This is a genomic window from Sphingomonas sp. SORGH_AS_0950 (assembly GCF_030818415.1).
In the GTDB taxonomy this organism is placed as follows: domain Bacteria; phylum Pseudomonadota; class Alphaproteobacteria; order Sphingomonadales; family Sphingomonadaceae; genus Sphingomonas.
Map to the genome: position 1 here is coordinate 3566059 of NZ_JAUTAE010000001.1, position 17484 is coordinate 3583542.

Genomic DNA, 17484 nt, shown 5'->3' on the forward strand with positions numbered 1-17484 from the left:
TGTATATACAGATTCTTGCCACCTGTCTATTCACCACGCTCTGTGCTATGGAATGGGCATGACCAGTAATGCTGCTGCCGTCACCCGCCGCGACCAGATCGCCGAGCATGTGATAGCGAACATAACCTCGGGTCGATGGGCGACCGGCGATCGGATTCCGTCGGAGCACGCCCTCTCCGAACAATTCGGCGTCAGCCGCATGACCGTGCATCATGCTCTGCGCGACCTGACCACGCGTGGTTTTCTCGTCAGGCGTAGTGGCTCGGGCACCTTCGTCGCGGAGCCGAGCGCCTATGTTGCCGTGTACGACCATCTCGACATCCTCAGTGAGGTCGTCAGTCGCGGGGGCAGCTACCGCGCCCAGGTCTTGCGCCGTGAAATACGACCGATGACGGTGGATGAATGCGTCCAGTTTGGGACGGCTGACGGGAACGACGTGTTCCATGCGGTTATCCTCCATTTTGAAGATGACCGCCCCGTGGAGCTTGAAGATCGCCTGATCGCTCCACGCTTCCTGCCCGACGCGATGGCGATCGACCTGTCCCACCGGACATTGTTCTCCTATTTGATGCTGGTGCGCCCCTATCGCGAAGGAAGCGAGACGGTCCGGGCGATTTTGGGTTCGAGTGAGGAGTGTGCGCTTCTCGCCGTCGATGGCACGATACCCTGTCTCGAAGTGACCCGGCGCACCTGGTCTACCGAGGGCGTCGTGACAATCGCACGGATGCTGCGGAGCGGTGAACAAGCTCGCATGGTGGGCCGGATCGGACCAGTTGGGCGAAACTAGATGAACTTCTGCTGCGAGAGCCTTTTACGTTCTCCGACCCGTCGGGACGGGCTGACGCAGGACGCTCTTTTCCGACAGTCCGCTGGTTTTCGTTCGACCAAGGGGGGCCGTCAGCGTCCGGCCGCTTCTCGACTTCCGCATAGAAGACAAAACGCAGGCCGTTGCGGATCACTACGATGATGCCGTTCACGATCCGCCGATCATCCATGCGTGTGAGCTGGCCCCCATTTCGACCGGACGGATTCAAGCCTAAGAAGGAGGCTTGGGGCTATCCCCTAAGCATAGGCTTATGTCCGTGTCCGAGATCATCACAGACGGCGGTCGTCGCCGTCACTGGAGCACGCCTGAGAAGCTGAGGATCGTCGAGGAAACGCTCGATGGTCGCGAGAGCATATCGGTGGTGGCGCGCCGCAACGGCGTGGCGCCGAACCTGCTGTACCGCTGGCGGCGGCTGATGCTGGAGGGCGGGAGCGTCGCGGTTGCCGGCGACGACGACGTGACCAGCAATCGCCAGGTCCGCGAGATGGAGACCCGCATCCGCGAACTGGAGCGCCAGCTCGGCCGCAAGACGCTGGAGGTCGAGATCCTGAAGGAGGCGCTGGAGCGCTCGCGCCCAAAAAAAGCGAGCTTGCTCATGCACTCGCCGTTGCCGGAGACTATCCGGTGAGCCTGGTCGCCAAGACGCTCGGGGTCGGGCGCTCGACGGTGTACGACCGCCTGACCGGCCGCACCCGGACGCGCGGGCCGTACGCCAAGGCCGACGACGCGGACCTGCTGCCCCGCATCCGCCAGATCGCCGCGCAGCGGCCCACCTACGGCTACCGCCGCATCGCGGCGGTCCTCAATCGACAGCTTCGCGCCGAAGGACTGGCGCCGGTCAACCACAAGCGCGTCTACCGCATCATGGCAGCGGACCGCCTGCTGCTGGCGCGGCGCTACACCGAGCGGGCCGACTATGGCCATGACGGCGTCGTGGTGGCGATCCGCTCGAACCTGCGCTGGTGCTCGGACGGCTTCGAGTTCACCTGCTGGAACGGCGAGGTCGTGCGCGGCGCCTTCATCATCGACGCCCATGACCGCGAGATCATCGCCTGGCGCGCGATCGCCAATGCGGGCATCGGCGGCTCGGACGTGCGCGACATCATGCTGGAAGCCGTGGAAACCCGCTTCGGCGGTATGCGCGCGCCCGTGCCGGTCGAGATGCTGTCCGATAACGGCTCGGCCTATACTGCCCGCGAAACACGCACCTTTGCCCGGCAGCTGGGCCTCAAACCCTGCTTCACGCCCGTTCGCAGCCCGCAGTCCAACGGCATCTCCGAGGCCTTCGTTCATACCCTCAAGCGCGATTACGTCCGCGTCTCGCCGCTGCCTGATGCTCCCACCGCGTTGACATCGCTTGCCGGATGGATCGAGGACTACAACGACAACCACCCCCATTCAGGGCTCAAAATGCGCTCACCGCGCGAGCATCGCGCATTGGTTTCTGCAACCGCTTGAACCCGTCCGGTGAAACGGGGGCCAGATCACTTGCGAACGATTTCCGCGCCTAGCCCCAAGGCTTGTAGCTTGCCCTTCGCTACATCGCGCGAAAGCGGCGCCATGCCGCAATTCGTTGCGGGATATAGTTTGTCGGCGTCCACGTATTGCAGCGCGTTGCGTAGTGTGTCGGCGACCTGCTGCGGTGTTTCGACCGTGTCAGTCGCAACGTCGATCGCGCCGACCATGACCTTTTTGCCGCGGATCATGAGCTTCTGCCGGTTTCGCGGACACGAAGTTAAGCTACCTGCGCTTGCCGCTCGAAGTCGATGGGGCTGAGAGAGCCCAGCGTCGAGTGGCGTCGCGTCGGATTGTAGAAGCGTTCGATGTAATCGAACACGTCGGCCTTCGCTTGATTGCGCGTTCGATATGTCTTCCGGCCGATACGTTCGGTCTTCATCGACGAGAAGAAGCTCTCCATTGCCGCGTTATCCCAGACGTTGCCCGACCGGCTCATGGAGCAGGTGACGCCATTGTCCGTCATCAGCCGCTGGAACTGCTCGCTGGTGTATTGGCTGCCCTGGTCCGAGTGATGCAGCAGGGCATCGGGTTTGCCACGTCGCCAGATCGCCATCATCAACGCATCGGTCACGAGCTGGGCGGTCATGGTGTCACTCATCGACCAGCCAACCGCGCGGCGCGAGAACAGGTCGATGACCACGGCGACGTACAGCCAGCCCTCGGCGGTCCAGATGTATGTGAAGTCCGCGATCCACCTCTGGTTGGGCGCCTCGGCCGTAAACTGGCGATCGAGGATGTTGTCGGCGATGACCGACCGCAGGCCGTCGTCTTTTGGCAGGCCACGACGGCGCGGGCGCGCCTTCAGACCGTGGACACGCATCACCCGTTCGACGCGATGCAAGCCGCATGACAGGCCTTCGGCCAGAAGGTCGTGCCAGACGCGGCGCGCACCGTACGTCCGATAGCTGGAGATGAAACTGGACCGGACCCTGGTGCCGAATTCCTCGTCGCTGCGGGCGCGGGCACTGGGCGCACGAACCAGCCAGGCGTGAAAGCCGCTACGCGAAACACCGAGCGCTTCGCAGATCCACGATACCGGCATTCGTCGGGTCGATGATCCCCCGGATCATCGTCTGATCCTCCTCATCCCCCGGTGCTTCGCGATAAACTCGAACCTCATATCGAGTCCCTGGCGAAGTAGGCCGCCGCTTTTTTTAGGATGTCGCGCTCGGCCTTCATCCGAGCCAGTTCGCGGCGTAGCCGCTCAATCTCCTGCTGCTCGGGCTTCATTATCCCGTGACCGGGAAAGGCCGACCCAGGATCCGCCGCCTGCTCACGCACCCATTTGCGCAGCACGTTCTCGTGAAGGTCCAGATCCCGGGCAGCCTGCGACACCAATACCCCGCGCTCCCGGACCAACTTCACCGCCTCGAGCTTGAACTCCCGGCTGAACTTCCGTCGTTGCATTCACACCCTCCGGTCCCAAAAACACCTTATCTCGGTGTCCACGAAACCGGCAGCAGCTCATTGTGCCCGATCGGGAATGGAAGGGCTTGATCAATTATCGGTCCAGTCCGCCTCTTCCAAAGGCGGGTGGATGTCAGGTTCCAAGCCATGCCTATCGATCTCTGAGAGGCGCACTAACGCGCCATCTAGACATATGCCGACATCCAAAAGATCGTGCCGATCCGCGATCTCCAAAGCCTCAGTTATCAATCGCCGCAGCCTCTGAATGTCAGGTATGTGATCGGATTTGCGCATGCTGATCGCGGGAGCGCATTAGGGGGAGTGGCACAAGTCAATAATCGGTTAACAGATCGGAAATGGATCGAAAATCGGCCGAATCATTGAGCCCACGCCAGCTCGAATGCCTGCGCCTCGTATGGGAGCGCCGCATTTCGAAGGAGATTGCCCGGGAACTCGGTATCTCCAAGACAACCGTTGATGGGTATATAGCTGAAGCAGTACAGGCCCTTGGCGCTAAGGACCGGCGTGAAGCCGCTGCCATAGTATTCGCGGATACGCCCCCTGATAAGGTCAGGGGTGATCCGGCACGGGTGGATCAACTGGGCCAATCGGGTGACGTCGAAGCACCAGCAATTGAGCCGGTAGCTCCACAGCCTCAGCAGCCTCCTGCGTTCGGGCTTGGGTTGCCGCTCTCGACCAGGGGGCAGAACCGAAATGACCTATCTGCTTTAGCGACCGTTTTCTGGATTTTCGCAATTGCCATCGCGGCCATGGCGGCGTTGACCCTTTCCATCTCTATGGGGCTGGGACTCAACACGTTCTTCCGGCCAATTTGGCACCTCGTAAAAAGTACCGGATAGCTGGGGGTGGATTATCCGCCTTCGGCGGAGATACCTCATGCGCAAAGAACGCCTTGCTGTCGCTCATTCAATCGCGAGCGAACTGATACCTTACGAGCAGGAATTAGACGCTGCGATCATTCGTAACGCCAAGCTGACTATGGCTATGATCGAGGGCCGCCGCCGCGCAAAAGCTCCACTTACGACTGCTCAGAAGAGCCTGGAAAACGTCGCGTTGGCGAACGTCCGGCTGATTGAAGCGCGTAACCTCATCCATGAAGCGCATTACGACCTGCGTGAAGCTCAGTACGAAATTGGCCTGGGGGCGGTTTCCTACGGTGATTATGGCGACACCCAGCCGCCGACGCCTGCGAGTATGCGCAGTTCAGATCGTAACGCGGTTGACGCCTGAATTGTCTCGGCCGACTGAGCGCAAAACAGGGGGCGCTCGGTCGGCATGAACACCTTCATGATCTTCGTCACAGGTTTTGTGTTATGTTTGATCTACGTCTCGATCTGGGGCGGCGCGGTCGAAAGGATTGCGATGGCGTTGCAACTGGTGGCATTCCTTGCGGGTTTCGCAGTTCCCAAGCTGCCTCGCCTATATGCTCACACTACAGTCTCGTGGGGCTTTTTCACGATAGATCTGGTACTTCTGATGGCGCTTGCCGTGCTAGCCATAGCATCTCGTCGCTTCTGGCCAGTTTGGGTCACTGGGCTACAGGCCGCAACCGTGATGGCGCACGTCGCCAAAGCCATGGTCCCCGACATGTTGCCTATCGGTTACAGCTTTCAAATCCGCTTTTGGGGTTACGGAATGCTGCTCTTGACCGCCGCTGGCACCTGGCGCCATGTCCGTCGCGAGCGGCTGGTCGGACGCGACGTGTCCTGGAAATGGGAAGCCTCACGCAGGTGAATGGCCCCTGCCAGTTCGAGGCGGCGTGATGTCCAATATAGGTGCGCCTCTGGCAACCCAGGTGGCTGAACTTCACAAGGCCGTAACCGCTTTACTACTTCAACTGGCAACGGCTCGGGTGGAGAACCGCCTTGTCGAGTATGGCGAGCATGAATCCGTCAAGGCGCGCAGGCTTTATGCCGAACGAAGGCGTCGTGAGAAACATTTCGCCAACGGTGGAGTCCTATTCGGTGAGCCGGGATGGGACATCCTTCTGGATTTGTTCATTGCCTATGAAAAAGGGAAGCCACAGTCGGTTAGCACGACGTGTATTGGCGCCTGCGTGCCTCAAACGACCGGATTGCGATGGATCGCGGTGTTGGAGCGGGAAGGACTGGTGCATTCGTGGCCTGGCAAACGAGACGGCCGATACCGTATGCTTGGCCTGACGCCTGCTGGTGTAGAGAAGATGATCCGGTATCTGCAGGACTGCCCCTGAACGCGGTATCGCACCGCGTCTTGTGTCTCGAGGCATGCCTTGGCACACATCGGGCATGACCATCCGTTCTGTTCTCCTCGCATTGCTACTCGCTGGCTTGGCGTCCTGCACCGTTCCGCAGGTCGCTCCCCGTAATGGCGCCGAGGGTACTATCGCAACGCGCCCACTCAAGGTCGCGTCCTGGAACCTGGAGTTCTTGGCGGAGAAGGACGGCGCAGGATGCGAGCCGCGAACTGACGCGGATTATGCTGCCATGCGTCAGATCGTCGATACGCTAGATGCTGACGTGATCGCCTTCCAAGAGGCGGAGAACGAAGCGGCGGCGGCGCGCGTGTTCAATCCGAGCCGCTACACGATCGTGATGGAGCACCGCCCCGGCGCCGCGTCGGGCAGTTGTGGCGGCAAGCACCCTGACCAGCGGTTCATCCGTCAGGCGGTCGGCTTCGCGATCAGGAAGGGTATCGCGTTCGACCGCAACCCGGACGTCACGGCGCTACAACTCGGCAACCCGCAGTTGCGCTCGGGGGTCGATATTCGTGTGCGGGCGCCGGGACACCAGCCCACGCGGCTGCTCGCGGTTCATCTAAAGTCCGGCTGCTTTCAAGGTGACCGCGCTCAGGCCTGCGGCGTCCTGCAACAGCAGGTGCCGATGTTGGAGAACTGGATAGACCGAGCGGCTGTTGGTTCTGATCGGTTCATTGTCCTGGGGGACTGGAACCGTCGCCTTGCTGAACCTGCCGATCCAGTTTGGACTGAACTGGACGATGGCAATCCTGCCAACGCCGATCTGCGGCTGGCCGATGAAGGTGTGACGCCACGTTGCGATCCCCGGTATCGCTCTTTCATCGATCACATCGTCTTTGATCGTAGGGCGGCAGGACAGGCGAGCGGATTTGCCGAGACGACCTATGCACCTGGGCAGAAGCACGTTTCGGACCACTGCCCGGTCAGCGTGCTCATATCTGGCTAGATTACGGGGCCAGGCGACTGCCATAGCTGACGAATGGCTAGCATTGGTGGATTGTGTTGAAAATTCCATTCGGGCAATTTTGTGAAATAATGCTGCAACATGGACGGGAATATGCATTAAAAAATAGACTATATACACTTTAATATTCGTTTAAAGCGGGATGGATGTTTCGCGTTGGCTCGGATAATCTGCCGCTGCTGGAGTTTTTCAACGCAATAAGGCGAGAACGGCCATCCGGTTTAGGAGAAAAACGGGCTGTCTGGTATCAGCCGCGCCGGAAAATCGGCAGACGTTGGCAGTTTATCATCGGATCGGCTATCAAAGTTTATGGCCTTCAGCTACCGTGTCACTCTCCAAGTCAGACATCCTGACGCGGATCCTGAGAAGATCGTTGCAGCGATAGGTCGTGCAGCCCGTCGTTACTGGAAAGTGGGTGAAGCGCGGACGACGCTTACAGGTGAACCGCTATCCGGCACCTATCAGGAGAGCTATTGCGTGTTCGACCATGGCGGGAGCGAAGACGGTCAGCTTGCCTCTTTCCTCCGTCGAACACTCGTGGATCTAGAAAATGCAGCCGAGTTCATAAACGACCTGCGAAGGACCGGCGGTAAGGTCAACTATTATGTGTCTTGGTTCCCTGGTGACCATGGCGAGCTTTTCGACGTTGATCTCATCGCAGACATGGCCCGCCTAGGAATTGATCTCGGGATAGAGCCAGTTTGCTGAACGCCTGTTCGCGATCAGTAAGCGGCATGTCGACCAAAAACATCCATAATCTGGCATGAGCCGCATGTCCTCAATCGGGCGCTTCCAACCATTACGCCAGCAAGATTCCACAACCTCTGGCACAGGATCGTAGCAGGGCATAGCATCCGCCCGCCCGACTCACGGGTAGGAGAAGACCCATGCGCTCGCTCGCCGTTATCGCATCCGCTCTTTCGCTCATCGCCGTTGCTACGCCATCGACCGCAGCGCCGTGCCGCGACGCGAAGGGCAAATTTGTGAAGTGTCCTGAGGCGGCCGCACCGAAGGCCACGCGCTGCAAGGCTGCTAATGGGAAGTTCGCCAAGTGCGGAACACCCGGTGCGAAGCCGATCAAGTAATTCGCCGGTCAGCAGGTGGCGCAGCGTTCTGGATCGGGTTCAGACTTGCGCCCTTGCGCTGGTCATGGCGTTGCCCGTGCTTACAGCAATTGCCGGTTACGTCAGGCGTGCCATTCCGGTCATAGTGGCTGCATTGGTCAGTTGACTAAATCGCACCCTTAAATCCTAATCTCCTTAATGCTTCGCGAACCGCGAATCAGAAACGGGGGATGTCTGATGTTCAAGTATTGCCTGGCGGGCGCCATCGCGCTCGCTTCTGTCGCTGCACATGCTCAGGTTGTGCAACCCACGCCGATCGCTGCTCCTGTTTCCAACGCTGCCGTCCTGCGCGTCGGAACCGAGATTCCTCTTCGCCTCTCCGAAGAGCTGACGACCAAGGGTAAGCAACTCCGCGTCGGACAGCGCTTTCATCTCGAAACAGCCGAGCCTGTTGTCGTGAACGGCGTAACGGTCATTCCGGCGGGTAGCCCTGCGATGGGTGAGATCACCGACGTCCGCAACAAGGGCATGTGGGGTAAGTCGGGGCACCTTGCGGGTCGCGTCCTGTTCCTGACGGTCAATGGTCGCCAGATCCGCATGTCGGGTGCGTTCGACGACAAGGGCGTGACCGGGACGGCTGGCGTCGTGGGGGCGATCGCCCTGGTGCCGGTGGCAGGCTTCTTGATGACCGGCACCAGTGCCAAGGTCCCGGCTGGGTCGATCGTAAAGAGCTTCGTCGATGAGGACGTGCCGCTTTCGATCGCTGCCACCGCGCCGCCTCCGCTTGCGGTTAACGCGGCCGTTCCGGTTGCGCCGCAGCCCGCGAAGTAAGTGGGCGGGGCTGGGGTGCTCATTCACTCCGGCCCCCTCAACCGTCAGCCTCATGGTCGAGGGAAGATCGAATGAAAATCCTTGCTGCTCTTTCATGCTTCGCGCTCGTCGCCTCTGGCATTGCGGCCGATCACGCTGATGCCAAGCGCTACCGATCATCCCATTCTACCAAGCGGGTGAAACGAAGCCGGGGGCTTAATTTCTATCCGGCCCGAGGCACCACCGAGGGGGCATGCCCGTGCAATGGCGGCAACGTCTGCGTTGGCCCCCGTGGTGGGCGCTATTGCATCACCAGCGGGGGAAATAAGCGATACGGGGTCTAGGCGCGTTATCCTGCCCCTGGGGAAACAAGGGCTCGCCCGGCACGTTCTGCCACGCTGGCAATAGCTCGGCGGTGATATGGGCGAGTGTGTAACCGGGCACGATTTGATCGCGAGCCGCAGACGATATTCCAGTCGGCCGCCAAGCTGTTTGACGAGCGACCGCGCGGCAATCGCTCCCATCCGCCGGAACTGCGCCCCAGCTAGGATCAGGACCCATCGATATGAGGCGTGCGATCTGATTCAGGCTTCGAGAGGAGACTGGAATGAGTGACCTGTACTGTCTGACGGACGATCAGATGGAACGCCTGCGACCTTTCTTTCCCAAGAGCCATGGTAAGCCGCGCGTGGACGATCGTCGGGTGCTGAGTGGTATCGTGTTCGTCAATCGCAACGGGCTGCGCTGGCGAGATGCGCCAAGGACTACGGCCCGCACAAGACGTTGTATAACCGTTGGAAGCGCTGGGGTGAGGCAGGCGTGTTCACGCGGATGATGGAGGGCTTGGCTGCGGCGGAAGCCGAGCCGAAGACGGTCATGATCGACGCGACCCCGGCCTTCGCCGGGGCAGGCTTTACCTGAAAATGCACCGAACGGCATCGAGCCTGCGGGTTAAAAAGGGGATCTGGGCCGCCTCATCGGGCGCACCAAGGGCGGCATGAACACCAAGCTCCATGCGGTCGCCGACGCGAACGGACATCCGATTGGCAAGATCGCCGCCATGTTCATCTTCGCGCGTGTTGGAGAATGGCGAGAGGAATTCGTGCAGGAGATAGCCGTGCGCGGCGTGGATCTGGATCGCGTCCAGGCCGATCCGGGCGGCGCGCCATGCCGCATCGGCAAAGGCATCGCGGATATCCGTCCTTTACGAATCTCGAACTTCGGATTGATACTGGTCCGTGCCTAAAATGCTTGGGGATTTGGCGGGACGACGGGGCAGGGATGGACGACGACAGCAGGTTTGAGTTGCTCAGCGAGCGGCAACGTATGTACCTTCGTATGGTCCACGACCTCTGCACGACGCAGGAAATCGCTTTTAAAACAGGCGAATCCGAAACGACCATCGATGGCCAGATCAAGAAGGCTTACCAGAAGATCGGGGCAAGTGGGCGTACCGAAGCAGCCCGCCGGCTTCATGGTTATGAGTTACGAATCGCGCAGGACCAATTTTTGGACCCCAGGGGTCCAGAGTCTGGCTCTCGACTTTCCAACCCCTGGCCGCTTCCCTGGCCCGTGCCAAGCAGGTTCGGGACGTTGAACATCATGTCGCGGCAGCAGGTGGTCATCTGGGGGGCAATCATAACGATCGGAATCCCCATGGGCATGACCGTCGTTGCCATGCTCATCCTGGCAATCGCCCTGCTCCTTGGCGCTCATGTGTAACCGGGCGATTTGCCCAGGGAGGGTTCATGAATATCTTGTCGAAGTCGAGCCGCATCGCAGCCGACGAACTGCGTCGCGCCGAACACTCGATCGTGCGGGCCACGCGCGACACGGCGCAATTGCTCGTGACCACATGCGATATCACCGAAGGACACGGACTTGCTCCGGGAAGCATCCATGCAACCGCAAAGGCCACGGTGAATGCCCTTTCGGCGTTGGTCGAGAGTCAGCATCATCTCGGCGTGCGCGCGCATCTTGCGATCGAAAAGGCCGGAAAGGCGCTTGGCCTGACCGAAACCGACTGGGGAGCGGGCGATCCCAAGCCAGCGGCAGGAATCGAGCCGGAGCACGCCTCCGCCTGACAAGCCAGCACAGGGGAGCTTGAGTCCGTCGTGACAAGGCAGGTTCTCCTTGCGATGGTCTATGATGTTACGCTGGCAGCGGTATGTGCTTACGCATTCGTTCGGGGCGGCCGCCCGGAGCGCTGGGGGGCTTGCATCAACCTCGCCGGTTCGTTGCTGACGAGCGCGGCGAGGTTATGCGGGGTCGCGACATGGGCACCCATGGAATGGGTGGTCCTTGTGATCGATATCGGTGTGGCGTTCGGCTTCTATCGCCTTGCCACGACGACAACCCGCTTCTGGCCGATCTGGGCGATGAGCTTCGCTCTCATCGACATTTACGCCAGCTTCATAGGTCAGTTTCTGCCGGGCCGCTTCATAATCGGCTACGTGAACGGGCTGGGCCTCTGGGCCTATCTCGCCCTGTTCGTCCTCGTATTCGGTTGCGCGCGGCTCCCGGCAGATGCCGATGAACTTACGCGATCGGGAGCGAGGCCACCATGCCACTCGCGGACGAACAGGACCGAATCAGCGTCAGAGTCGAACTGCCACGAACCTTCGTCGAAGCCGTAATCCTTTCCGCACGGCGGGACACGGGTGACAGGGCAGACCAGCGGAACCGGCTGGCGCGCATCATCCTCAAGAACAGGCAGCGTCGACAGGAAATGTTCCCGGCGGTCGCGTTCGGCGAGCCGGCCTGGGATATGATCCTCCAGATCTACGTCGCCGATCACGCTGGGCAGGCGGTCGACGTGTCGAGCCTTTGCGCCTCCACCGGCATCCCCAAGACCTCGGCGTTACGCCACCTCGACCGGCTGGTAGAGTGCGGGCTTGTCCGTCGCCAGCCGGACACCGTGGACACACGGCGCGTCTACGTGTTGCCGAACGACGCGTTGCGCGAACAGACGGAACGGTGGCTGGATACCATGAATCTGGCCGTCGAGATCGGGCCACCCTGAACAGGCCCGCCATATGGCGCGAGTGGCGAGCACTCCCGCCGACTCTCCTCGCAGCGTCGTTCCTTCGTGAATGGCGGCTGCCCTCCGATTGGCCGACGCGCCGCTCGCCCGGATAGCGCCGGCGGAGACTGACGATGGGCAGATCCTTGCCGCGTATCTCGCACCGCCTCGATTTCTACCGCGACGCCGGTCACGCACGCCTCTGGATCGATCGCGCTGGCCTGGACGCATTATTCGCCACCCGTCATGCCAGCATGACCAGGCACCATGCCGTTCCGTTGATTGAGCGCTGCATCCTGCGCGCCGATCCGCCGCTGACCGTGCTGGTGGCAGATATCGCCCGACCACCCCCATACGGCACCCGTCTCCGATTTCGCCGAACAGGGGATGGAGGCTGACCCGCTGCTCGGTCTGTTCTGGCCTGCAACCGATGATCCGGCCATTCTGCCCGTTCGCGCGACTGTCGCGGAGTGCCGCAGGCCGGACACATTCGACCTGCTGAACCTCCCGGTAGCCGCCACCATCCTTCGTGAAGGTTCGCGCGAATATGTCATCATCGCCGACGGCCCGCGCCATCTACGCCTCGAATCGACAGGCGATAGCCTGACCAGCGGCCCGGTGCGGCTTCATTACGACCTTGGCGACTTCCACCGCTTGCGCGAGCGTCTCGTGGCCCTCAGCCGTCTCGAAGCCGTCGTGCGGTTGGGCCGCCTTCCAACCGGCCTCTACGACCGTGATCCTTTGGCCTTCCGCTGGATGAACGCCCTGAAAGCGTGGACGTTGAAAGAGGATCAAGCGTCGCAGATCGAGATCGCCATCGCCCTGTTCGGGGCCGCCAGCGTCGATGCCGAAACGATGGACCGAATGCGCAAGCGGGTTGCGCGGTTGCTCGACCTCGCAACGCGCCGGGTCGGATTGGCGCATCGCCGCTTTCTCGACGATCCTCCTGGATCGCCGATCGGAGTACGCTGGAACCGTACTTGACACGATTCGCTCGTTCCGTTTTTGTTCTAAGCATGACTTGCGACCCTGAAATCATTGCGGAAGCGATACTATCGAGTAGCGGCTTTGCGCGCGTCGGCATCACCATGCCGGACCCGGACATGCGTGAGCGCGCCGCCCGTGACATGGCACAGACCATCGCGGCTCGACTGGACCGGCCGCCTCCGTCTCACGACGCTCGCCAGATCACGCTCCCGCTATAACCGTCATGGTCCTCTCCGGTGCGGAACGCGATCACCTCAATCGGAAGATCGCGACGCTCACCCATGCCGCACTGATGCGCCGGACGCTCAAGCTGACCTGCACGACTTGCCAGCGTGCCCGGCTGTTGGACACGGTGCCGCTCTGGTGGCTCTGGAGCCGCAAGGGCTGGGACGATCGCTTGGCCAAAGCCGCCCGGCGCTTCTATTGCGCGCCGTGTTGGCACGGGCGCTATCATGCGGCGCGACCGCGATACGCGATCACCGATGCCGCCCCGGCGGGGCAGCAATTTCCCTATCCGCCGGAGCTTGAATGGAAGCGGCTCGTTTCGCGCTTTCGAGGATAGCCGTTCGTCGGCACGTCCAGCCACGTAGGAGGCGACCATCTGCAATCTCCATACGATCCGGGCGGCGCGTTCCGAAATCCTCAGTCGTTCGGTACCGATGACGGGCCAGCTACCGGTCATGCGGTCGAGAAGGATTATGTCGCCGCGCCGTCACCGGGCAAACCCGGCAATCCAGGCTATGTCGTGCGCGAGACCGAGGGGCGGCGCGTCGTCGACGTGATGGGGCTGGGGATTTCCGCGACCCGATGGCAAGGCGGTCGTCAATGTCCGCAACTACACCTCGCCCTTCTGGCGCTCCGCGCTGGTGAACCCGGCACGACGCTGCCTGGTACCCGTCACCCGCTTTCAGGAACGGTCGGCGACACCCGATCCCGTATCGGGCAAGAAGCGGCCCTTCTGGTTCTCGCTGCCTTCCGCGCCGATCTTCGCATTCGCCGGCATCTGGCGACCGGCCGAGGGCGGTGCCGTTTATGCCTTTCTCACCTCCGGTTACTGCGACAGTGGCAATCCCGACGATGAAACTGCCGCAGCGGCGGCCCATGTCGTCGGCCGCGTGCATCCCAAAGCCTGTCCGGTGATCCTCCACCCCGAGAACTATGATACATGGCTACAGGCGGGCACGACCACTACAATCCTGCGTCCGTCGTCGGACTAAGGGGAAGCCGAAGCGATCTCCCCTTGCCTGTTAATCAGCAGACACGGTCTGCGAACGCTTCCCCCCGCGCGGCTTGCGCTCTGCCTTCGGCTTCGTCGGTGCGACCACCGTTCCGGGCTTGCGGCCCAGCCCGATCTTCTTCGCCATCGTGCGGCGGCTTTCCGAATAGGCTTCGGCGACCATTGGATAATCCGCCTTAAGGTTGTAGCGCGCCCGATACTCCTCCGGCGTCAGACCGTGCGTCGCCAGATGGCGGCGTAGCGTCTTGTACGACTTGCCGTCGATCATCGAGATGATGTGATCCTTAGACGCAAGCGACTTCCTGACGCTCACCGCCGGGATATGGTCAGTGGTCGGTTCCTCGTTGGCCTCCGCCGCCGGCGCGGTAAGACCCACCACCGCCGCGTGCATGGCGTTCAGGAACGCCGGCACCGCATCGGCATCCGCGCGCGTGTTCGGATTGCTCAGCCACGCCATCGTCAGTTCGGTCGCCAGTTCGACCGCGCTCGACGTGTCGTCCATGTGTTTTCCCCCTTCTCGAAGCCGCGCCAGTTCAGCCACGGCCAGACGAAGGTCCTGTTCTGCCCTGTCTGTCACCATTCGCCAACCTTGCACGCGCGTGGTGCGCTATTATGATCGACCATGGCAGGGTTGCGACGGAACTGGCGCGCCCGCCACTCCCACCGGCGGGGCCGTTATCGTTGGAGCAAGTAACGGTAACGGCCCCCTTCGTGAATAGCCCGACAAACGGCAGGGGAAGAGCGACGGCGATCGGCTATTTCCGCCGCCATCGTCGAGGCTTGATTGCGCCTCCGGCTTCGCCGGACCGCGCTCTGCTCCGCCTGCTGTGCAGGCTCCGTCGAGCCGCCGTGCGGCGTCTCGCCCTGACGGCGACGATCGACTGGCGCAGGGTGCGCGGCGACCGGCCCGCGATCCTCGATCTGCATCGCACGCGGCGACCGTCGTTGCAGCTTCGCTATGGCATCGCGCTGGCGCGCGATGGGGGAGCGTGCGCCGGGTCGATCCATCGCCCCCTCCACCGTCTCCCAGCCTCCCGGGCGTGCCACCCGGCGGTTTGGCGGCAACGAGTTGCGTCGGGGCCAAGCTCCGCCAGGCGTGCGCGGGTCGGCGGCGTCTGGCCGCTTTCGCGGCAGCGCCGACCCGCGCGCGCCAGGCTGCGCTAGGCCCCTCCCGTGCCTGTTGCCGCCAAGTCCGCTCGCGTGGCCCTTGGGAGGCTGCGAGGACGGCTCCGGGTGCGATGGGATCGGAGCCGGCGCACGCTCCCTTTCCCTGTTGAAGCGGAATGGTCCGCTGGTGCGGCCCATGCGTCCTTGTCCTTTGCTGGGCCGCTGGTCGCGTCCCTTTTGCGTGCTCGGACACACCAGGCACGATGGGTTTTCTGTCAAGAAAACAATGGCATGGTCCGTTTTCTGTCAAGCCTGTATAAGTGTAACTGTCAGAGGGGATGAATAAACGCTCCAATGACGACAGTCATGAACCAACAGGATGGAGTAAAGACGATGGATATCGGTGAAATCATCCGCAGCGAGAATGGCAGGGTTTCGGGTTATGTCGCCGAAGCAGCATTTGATTTCGACTTTTTCTTTCAGCGCGTCGTGTCCGACAATCCCGATGCGCCGGGGTTCAACCTGATGGCCAAGAGCCCGCGCGGGCGTGACGTCCGCATCGGCTCGATCTGGGAACGCACCGCGAAGGGGACGGGCGAAGTCTATTTCGGCGGCTACATCGACACCGTGCAATCCGGTATGGTGCCGATCCGCATCTTCCGGTCCACGCAGGACACCAATGTCTGGGTCGTCGCGCGGCACAATCCACGCCGCCGGCAGGAGCGCGATGCGATCGACCTGCCCGAACCCTTCGAGCCGGAGGAAGCCCAAGCGCCCCGGCGGCAGCGGCGGCAGCGCGCCACCACCGACGACCAGCAGGCCGCCTGAACCACGCGCGGGGGAGCGCGTAATCTCCCCCATTTCCCCCCACCATCTTTGAAGGAGCCTTCGCGATGACGAAGGAAACTGCGCGTCGCGCGCGCGGTGGCGATCCGTCACGTCCGCGCGACATCTATGCCGAGACAACCGCCAAGATCATCGCCGAACTCGAAGCGGGCCGCTTCCCATGGGTGCAGCCGTGGAACGCCAATGCCTGCCATGGCCCGGCACCCGCCTTGCCGATGAACGCACTGACCCACCGTCACTATTCGGGCATCAACGTCCTCTACCTTTGGGGCGCGGCGATCACCGGCGGCTATGCGTCGCAACACTGGCTGACCTTCAAACAGGCGCTGGAGGCAGGCGGCAACGTTCGCAAGGGCGAAAAGGGCACCACCGTCGTCTACGCCGACCGCTTCGTGCCCGAGGCGGAGAAGACCCGCGCCGCACAGACCGGCGAGGACGCCCGCGCCGTCCCCTTCTTGAAGACGTACACCGTCTTTGCGGTCGAGCAGTGCGAGGGGTTGCGCCCCGGCCTCGTGGTCGAACCCGTCGCGCTCCCCGAACGCGAGATCGTCCCCCACGCCGAGGCATTGATCGCGGCGACCGGCGCGGACTTCCGTATTGGCGGCAGTGAAGCCTTTTATGCGCCCGGTCCCGACTTCATCCGGGTGCCACCGCAACCGGCCTTCCGTGACCAGATCAACTATTATCGCACCTGTTTCCACGAACTGGGACACTGGACCGGACACGCCAAGCGCCTAGACCGCAAATTGACGACCGGACGCGGCGGCAAGGATTATGCCCGCGAGGAATTGGTGGCGGAAATGACCACCGCCTTTGTCTGCGCATCGCTAGGGATCGTCCCGACCGTGCGCCACGCCGACTATATCGGCGGATGGCTGGGGGTGTTGCGCGAGGACAACCGCGCCATCTTTCGCGCCGCCAGCCAGGCGAGCAAGGCGGCGGATTACATCCTCGCGTTCGATCCGCGCGAGGCGGACGCCGATGCGCAGGCGGAGAGGATCGCAGCATGATCCTCCTGACCCCCGAAATCCGCGCGCAGCTTCAAGCCAATGCCGACGCCCACCACGCCGCACAGGCCGAGGGCCGACGCGAACCCGATGCCGCCCCGGTCGTCAAATTCTTCAATCCGGTCGGCGCGGCGACATGGCTTTTCAGCGAACTGGACGCCGATGGCGACGCCCTGTTCGGCCTCTGCGACCTCGGCTTTGGCTGCCCGGAATTGGGCTATGCCAGCCTGTTCGAGATCGAAAGCCTCCGGCTCTCATGGGGGCTGCGCATCGAGCGTGACCTTTGCTTTGAGTCGCATACGCCCATGACGGTTTGGGCCGATACCGCCCGCCGTCTCGGTTCGATCCGCGACGCGGAAACCGTCATCGCCGGCATCGAACGCGCCAACCCCATTCCGCCCGCCACGGACGGATGAGCGCGCCGCTCTTTCG

22 protein-coding genes and 4 pseudogenes are annotated in these 17484 nt (G+C 62.1%); 22 read left to right on the forward strand and 4 right to left on the reverse strand.

Annotated features, from left to right (window positions below; genetic code table 11):
- Positions 1-58 precede the first annotated feature (58 nt).
- Together QE385_RS16130 and QE385_RS16135 are read left to right on the forward strand one after the other, a co-directional pair.
- Complete coding sequence (locus tag QE385_RS16130; RefSeq protein ID WP_307103555.1) at positions 59-787, forward strand: UTRA domain-containing protein; 729 nt, start codon at positions 59-61, stop codon at positions 785-787.
- A 289-nt stretch (positions 788-1076) separates the two neighbouring features.
- A protein-coding gene (locus QE385_RS16135) for an IS3-like element ISGbe2 family transposase (protein WP_307103557.1) occupies positions 1077-2284 on the forward strand; the annotation gives its coding sequence in 2 pieces (ribosomal slippage) (positions 1077-1401 and positions 1401-2284; 1209 coding nt in all).
- A 26-nt stretch (positions 2285-2310) separates the two neighbouring features.
- On the opposite strand, the pseudogene QE385_RS16140 reads toward QE385_RS16135, so the two are convergent.
- A pseudogene (locus tag QE385_RS16140) lies at positions 2311-2532 on the reverse strand (methionine synthase); the annotation flags it as partial.
- 29 nt (positions 2533-2561) lie between these two features.
- Positions 2562-3751 (reverse strand): annotated as a pseudogene (locus tag QE385_RS16145) (IS3 family transposase).
- 356 nt (positions 3752-4107) lie between these two features.
- Here QE385_RS16145 and QE385_RS16150 point away from each other — a divergent pair.
- The 9 genes from QE385_RS16150 to QE385_RS19885 all read left to right on the forward strand — a co-directional run bounded on the left by QE385_RS16150 (position 4108) and on the right by QE385_RS19885 (position 9681).
- Positions 4108-4611: a helix-turn-helix transcriptional regulator gene (locus QE385_RS16150; RefSeq protein WP_307103561.1), complete on the forward strand. Its 504-nt coding sequence runs from the start codon at positions 4108-4110 to the stop codon at positions 4609-4611.
- 37 nt (positions 4612-4648) lie between these two features.
- Positions 4649-5002 carry a hypothetical protein gene (locus QE385_RS16155; protein ID WP_307103563.1) on the forward strand — a complete coding sequence of 118 codons (354 nt, stop codon included), beginning with the start codon at positions 4649-4651 and terminating at the stop codon, positions 5000-5002.
- Positions 5003-5047: 45 nt separating this feature from the next.
- Positions 5048-5506, forward strand: coding sequence for a hypothetical protein (locus QE385_RS16160; protein WP_307103565.1), 459 nt, complete (start codon positions 5048-5050; stop codon positions 5504-5506).
- A gap of 28 nt (positions 5507-5534) precedes the next feature.
- Positions 5535-5984, forward strand: coding sequence for a hypothetical protein (locus QE385_RS16165; protein WP_307103567.1), 450 nt, complete (start codon positions 5535-5537; stop codon positions 5982-5984).
- A gap of 55 nt (positions 5985-6039) precedes the next feature.
- A complete protein-coding gene (locus tag QE385_RS16170; RefSeq protein WP_307103570.1) occupies positions 6040-6954 on the forward strand; it encodes an endonuclease/exonuclease/phosphatase family protein in 915 nt (304 codons plus the stop codon).
- A gap of 327 nt (positions 6955-7281) precedes the next feature.
- Entirely contained in the window at positions 7282-7680 is a 399-nt protein-coding gene (locus QE385_RS16175; RefSeq protein ID WP_307103572.1) for a hypothetical protein, read from the forward strand.
- Positions 7681-7859: 179 nt separating this feature from the next.
- Positions 7860-8057 carry a hypothetical protein gene (locus QE385_RS16180; protein ID WP_307103574.1) on the forward strand — a complete coding sequence of 66 codons (198 nt, stop codon included), beginning with the start codon at positions 7860-7862 and terminating at the stop codon, positions 8055-8057.
- 216 nt (positions 8058-8273) lie between these two features.
- The gene (locus QE385_RS16185; RefSeq protein ID WP_307103576.1) at positions 8274-8867 is read left to right on the forward strand and encodes a hypothetical protein; all 594 of its coding nucleotides are present in this window, start codon (positions 8274-8276) and stop codon (positions 8865-8867) included.
- A gap of 586 nt (positions 8868-9453) precedes the next feature.
- Positions 9454-9681: a transposase gene (locus QE385_RS19885; RefSeq protein ID WP_373424689.1), complete on the forward strand. Its 228-nt coding sequence runs from the start codon at positions 9454-9456 to the stop codon at positions 9679-9681.
- A gap of 201 nt (positions 9682-9882) precedes the next feature.
- Here the strand turns inward: QE385_RS19885 and QE385_RS16195 are convergent.
- Positions 9883-10041 (reverse strand): annotated as a pseudogene (locus QE385_RS16195) (oxidoreductase); the annotation flags it as partial.
- 86 nt (positions 10042-10127) lie between these two features.
- On the opposite strand from QE385_RS16195, the gene QE385_RS16200 reads away from it, so the two are divergent.
- From QE385_RS16200 to QE385_RS16235, 8 genes and pseudogenes are all read left to right on the forward strand, one after another.
- Positions 10128-10568: a helix-turn-helix transcriptional regulator gene (locus QE385_RS16200; RefSeq protein ID WP_307103577.1), complete on the forward strand. Its 441-nt coding sequence runs from the start codon at positions 10128-10130 to the stop codon at positions 10566-10568.
- 26 nt (positions 10569-10594) lie between these two features.
- On the forward strand, positions 10595-10930 hold the full coding sequence (locus tag QE385_RS16205) for a hypothetical protein (RefSeq protein WP_307103579.1): 336 nt from the start codon (positions 10595-10597) through the stop codon (positions 10928-10930).
- 479 nt (positions 10931-11409) lie between these two features.
- Positions 11410-11868, forward strand: a complete 459-nt coding sequence (locus QE385_RS16210) for a helix-turn-helix domain-containing protein (protein WP_307103581.1) — start codon at positions 11410-11412, stop codon at positions 11866-11868.
- A gap of 146 nt (positions 11869-12014) precedes the next feature.
- Positions 12015-12266, forward strand: coding sequence for a hypothetical protein (locus tag QE385_RS16215; protein ID WP_307103583.1), 252 nt, complete (start codon positions 12015-12017; stop codon positions 12264-12266).
- Positions 12256-12852, forward strand: coding sequence for a hypothetical protein (locus tag QE385_RS16220; protein WP_307103585.1), 597 nt, complete (start codon positions 12256-12258; stop codon positions 12850-12852). Before QE385_RS16215 ends, QE385_RS16220 begins: the two co-directional genes overlap by 11 nt.
- A 32-nt stretch (positions 12853-12884) precedes the next feature.
- Positions 12885-13073: a DUF6771 family protein gene (locus tag QE385_RS16225; RefSeq protein ID WP_307104773.1), complete on the forward strand. Its 189-nt coding sequence runs from the start codon at positions 12885-12887 to the stop codon at positions 13071-13073.
- A gap of 5 nt (positions 13074-13078) precedes the next feature.
- Entirely contained in the window at positions 13079-13417 is a 339-nt protein-coding gene (locus QE385_RS16230; RefSeq protein WP_307103587.1) for a hypothetical protein, read from the forward strand.
- A 289-nt stretch (positions 13418-13706) separates the two neighbouring features.
- Positions 13707-14072 (forward strand): annotated as a pseudogene (locus tag QE385_RS16235) (SOS response-associated peptidase family protein); the annotation flags it as partial.
- Positions 14073-14102: 30 nt separating this feature from the next.
- Here QE385_RS16235 and QE385_RS16240 read toward each other — a convergent pair.
- Positions 14103-14594, reverse strand: a complete 492-nt coding sequence (locus tag QE385_RS16240; RefSeq protein WP_307103591.1) for a MucR family transcriptional regulator — start codon at positions 14592-14594, stop codon at positions 14103-14105.
- Between the two features lie 998 nt (positions 14595-15592).
- Between QE385_RS16240 and QE385_RS16245 the strand changes: the two genes are divergently transcribed.
- The 3 genes from QE385_RS16245 (at position 15593) to QE385_RS16255 (ending at position 17468) form a co-directional block, all read left to right on the forward strand.
- Complete coding sequence (locus QE385_RS16245) at positions 15593-16027, forward strand: DUF736 family protein (protein WP_307103593.1); 435 nt, start codon at positions 15593-15595, stop codon at positions 16025-16027.
- A gap of 65 nt (positions 16028-16092) precedes the next feature.
- Positions 16093-17055 carry an ArdC family protein gene (locus QE385_RS16250; RefSeq protein ID WP_307103595.1) on the forward strand — a complete coding sequence of 321 codons (963 nt, stop codon included), beginning with the start codon at positions 16093-16095 and terminating at the stop codon, positions 17053-17055.
- The gene (locus QE385_RS16255) at positions 17052-17468 is read left to right on the forward strand and encodes a DUF2958 domain-containing protein (RefSeq protein WP_307103596.1); all 417 of its coding nucleotides are present in this window, start codon (positions 17052-17054) and stop codon (positions 17466-17468) included. Before QE385_RS16250 ends, QE385_RS16255 begins: the two co-directional genes overlap by 4 nt.
- The last annotated feature ends 16 nt before the right edge of the window (positions 17469-17484 follow it).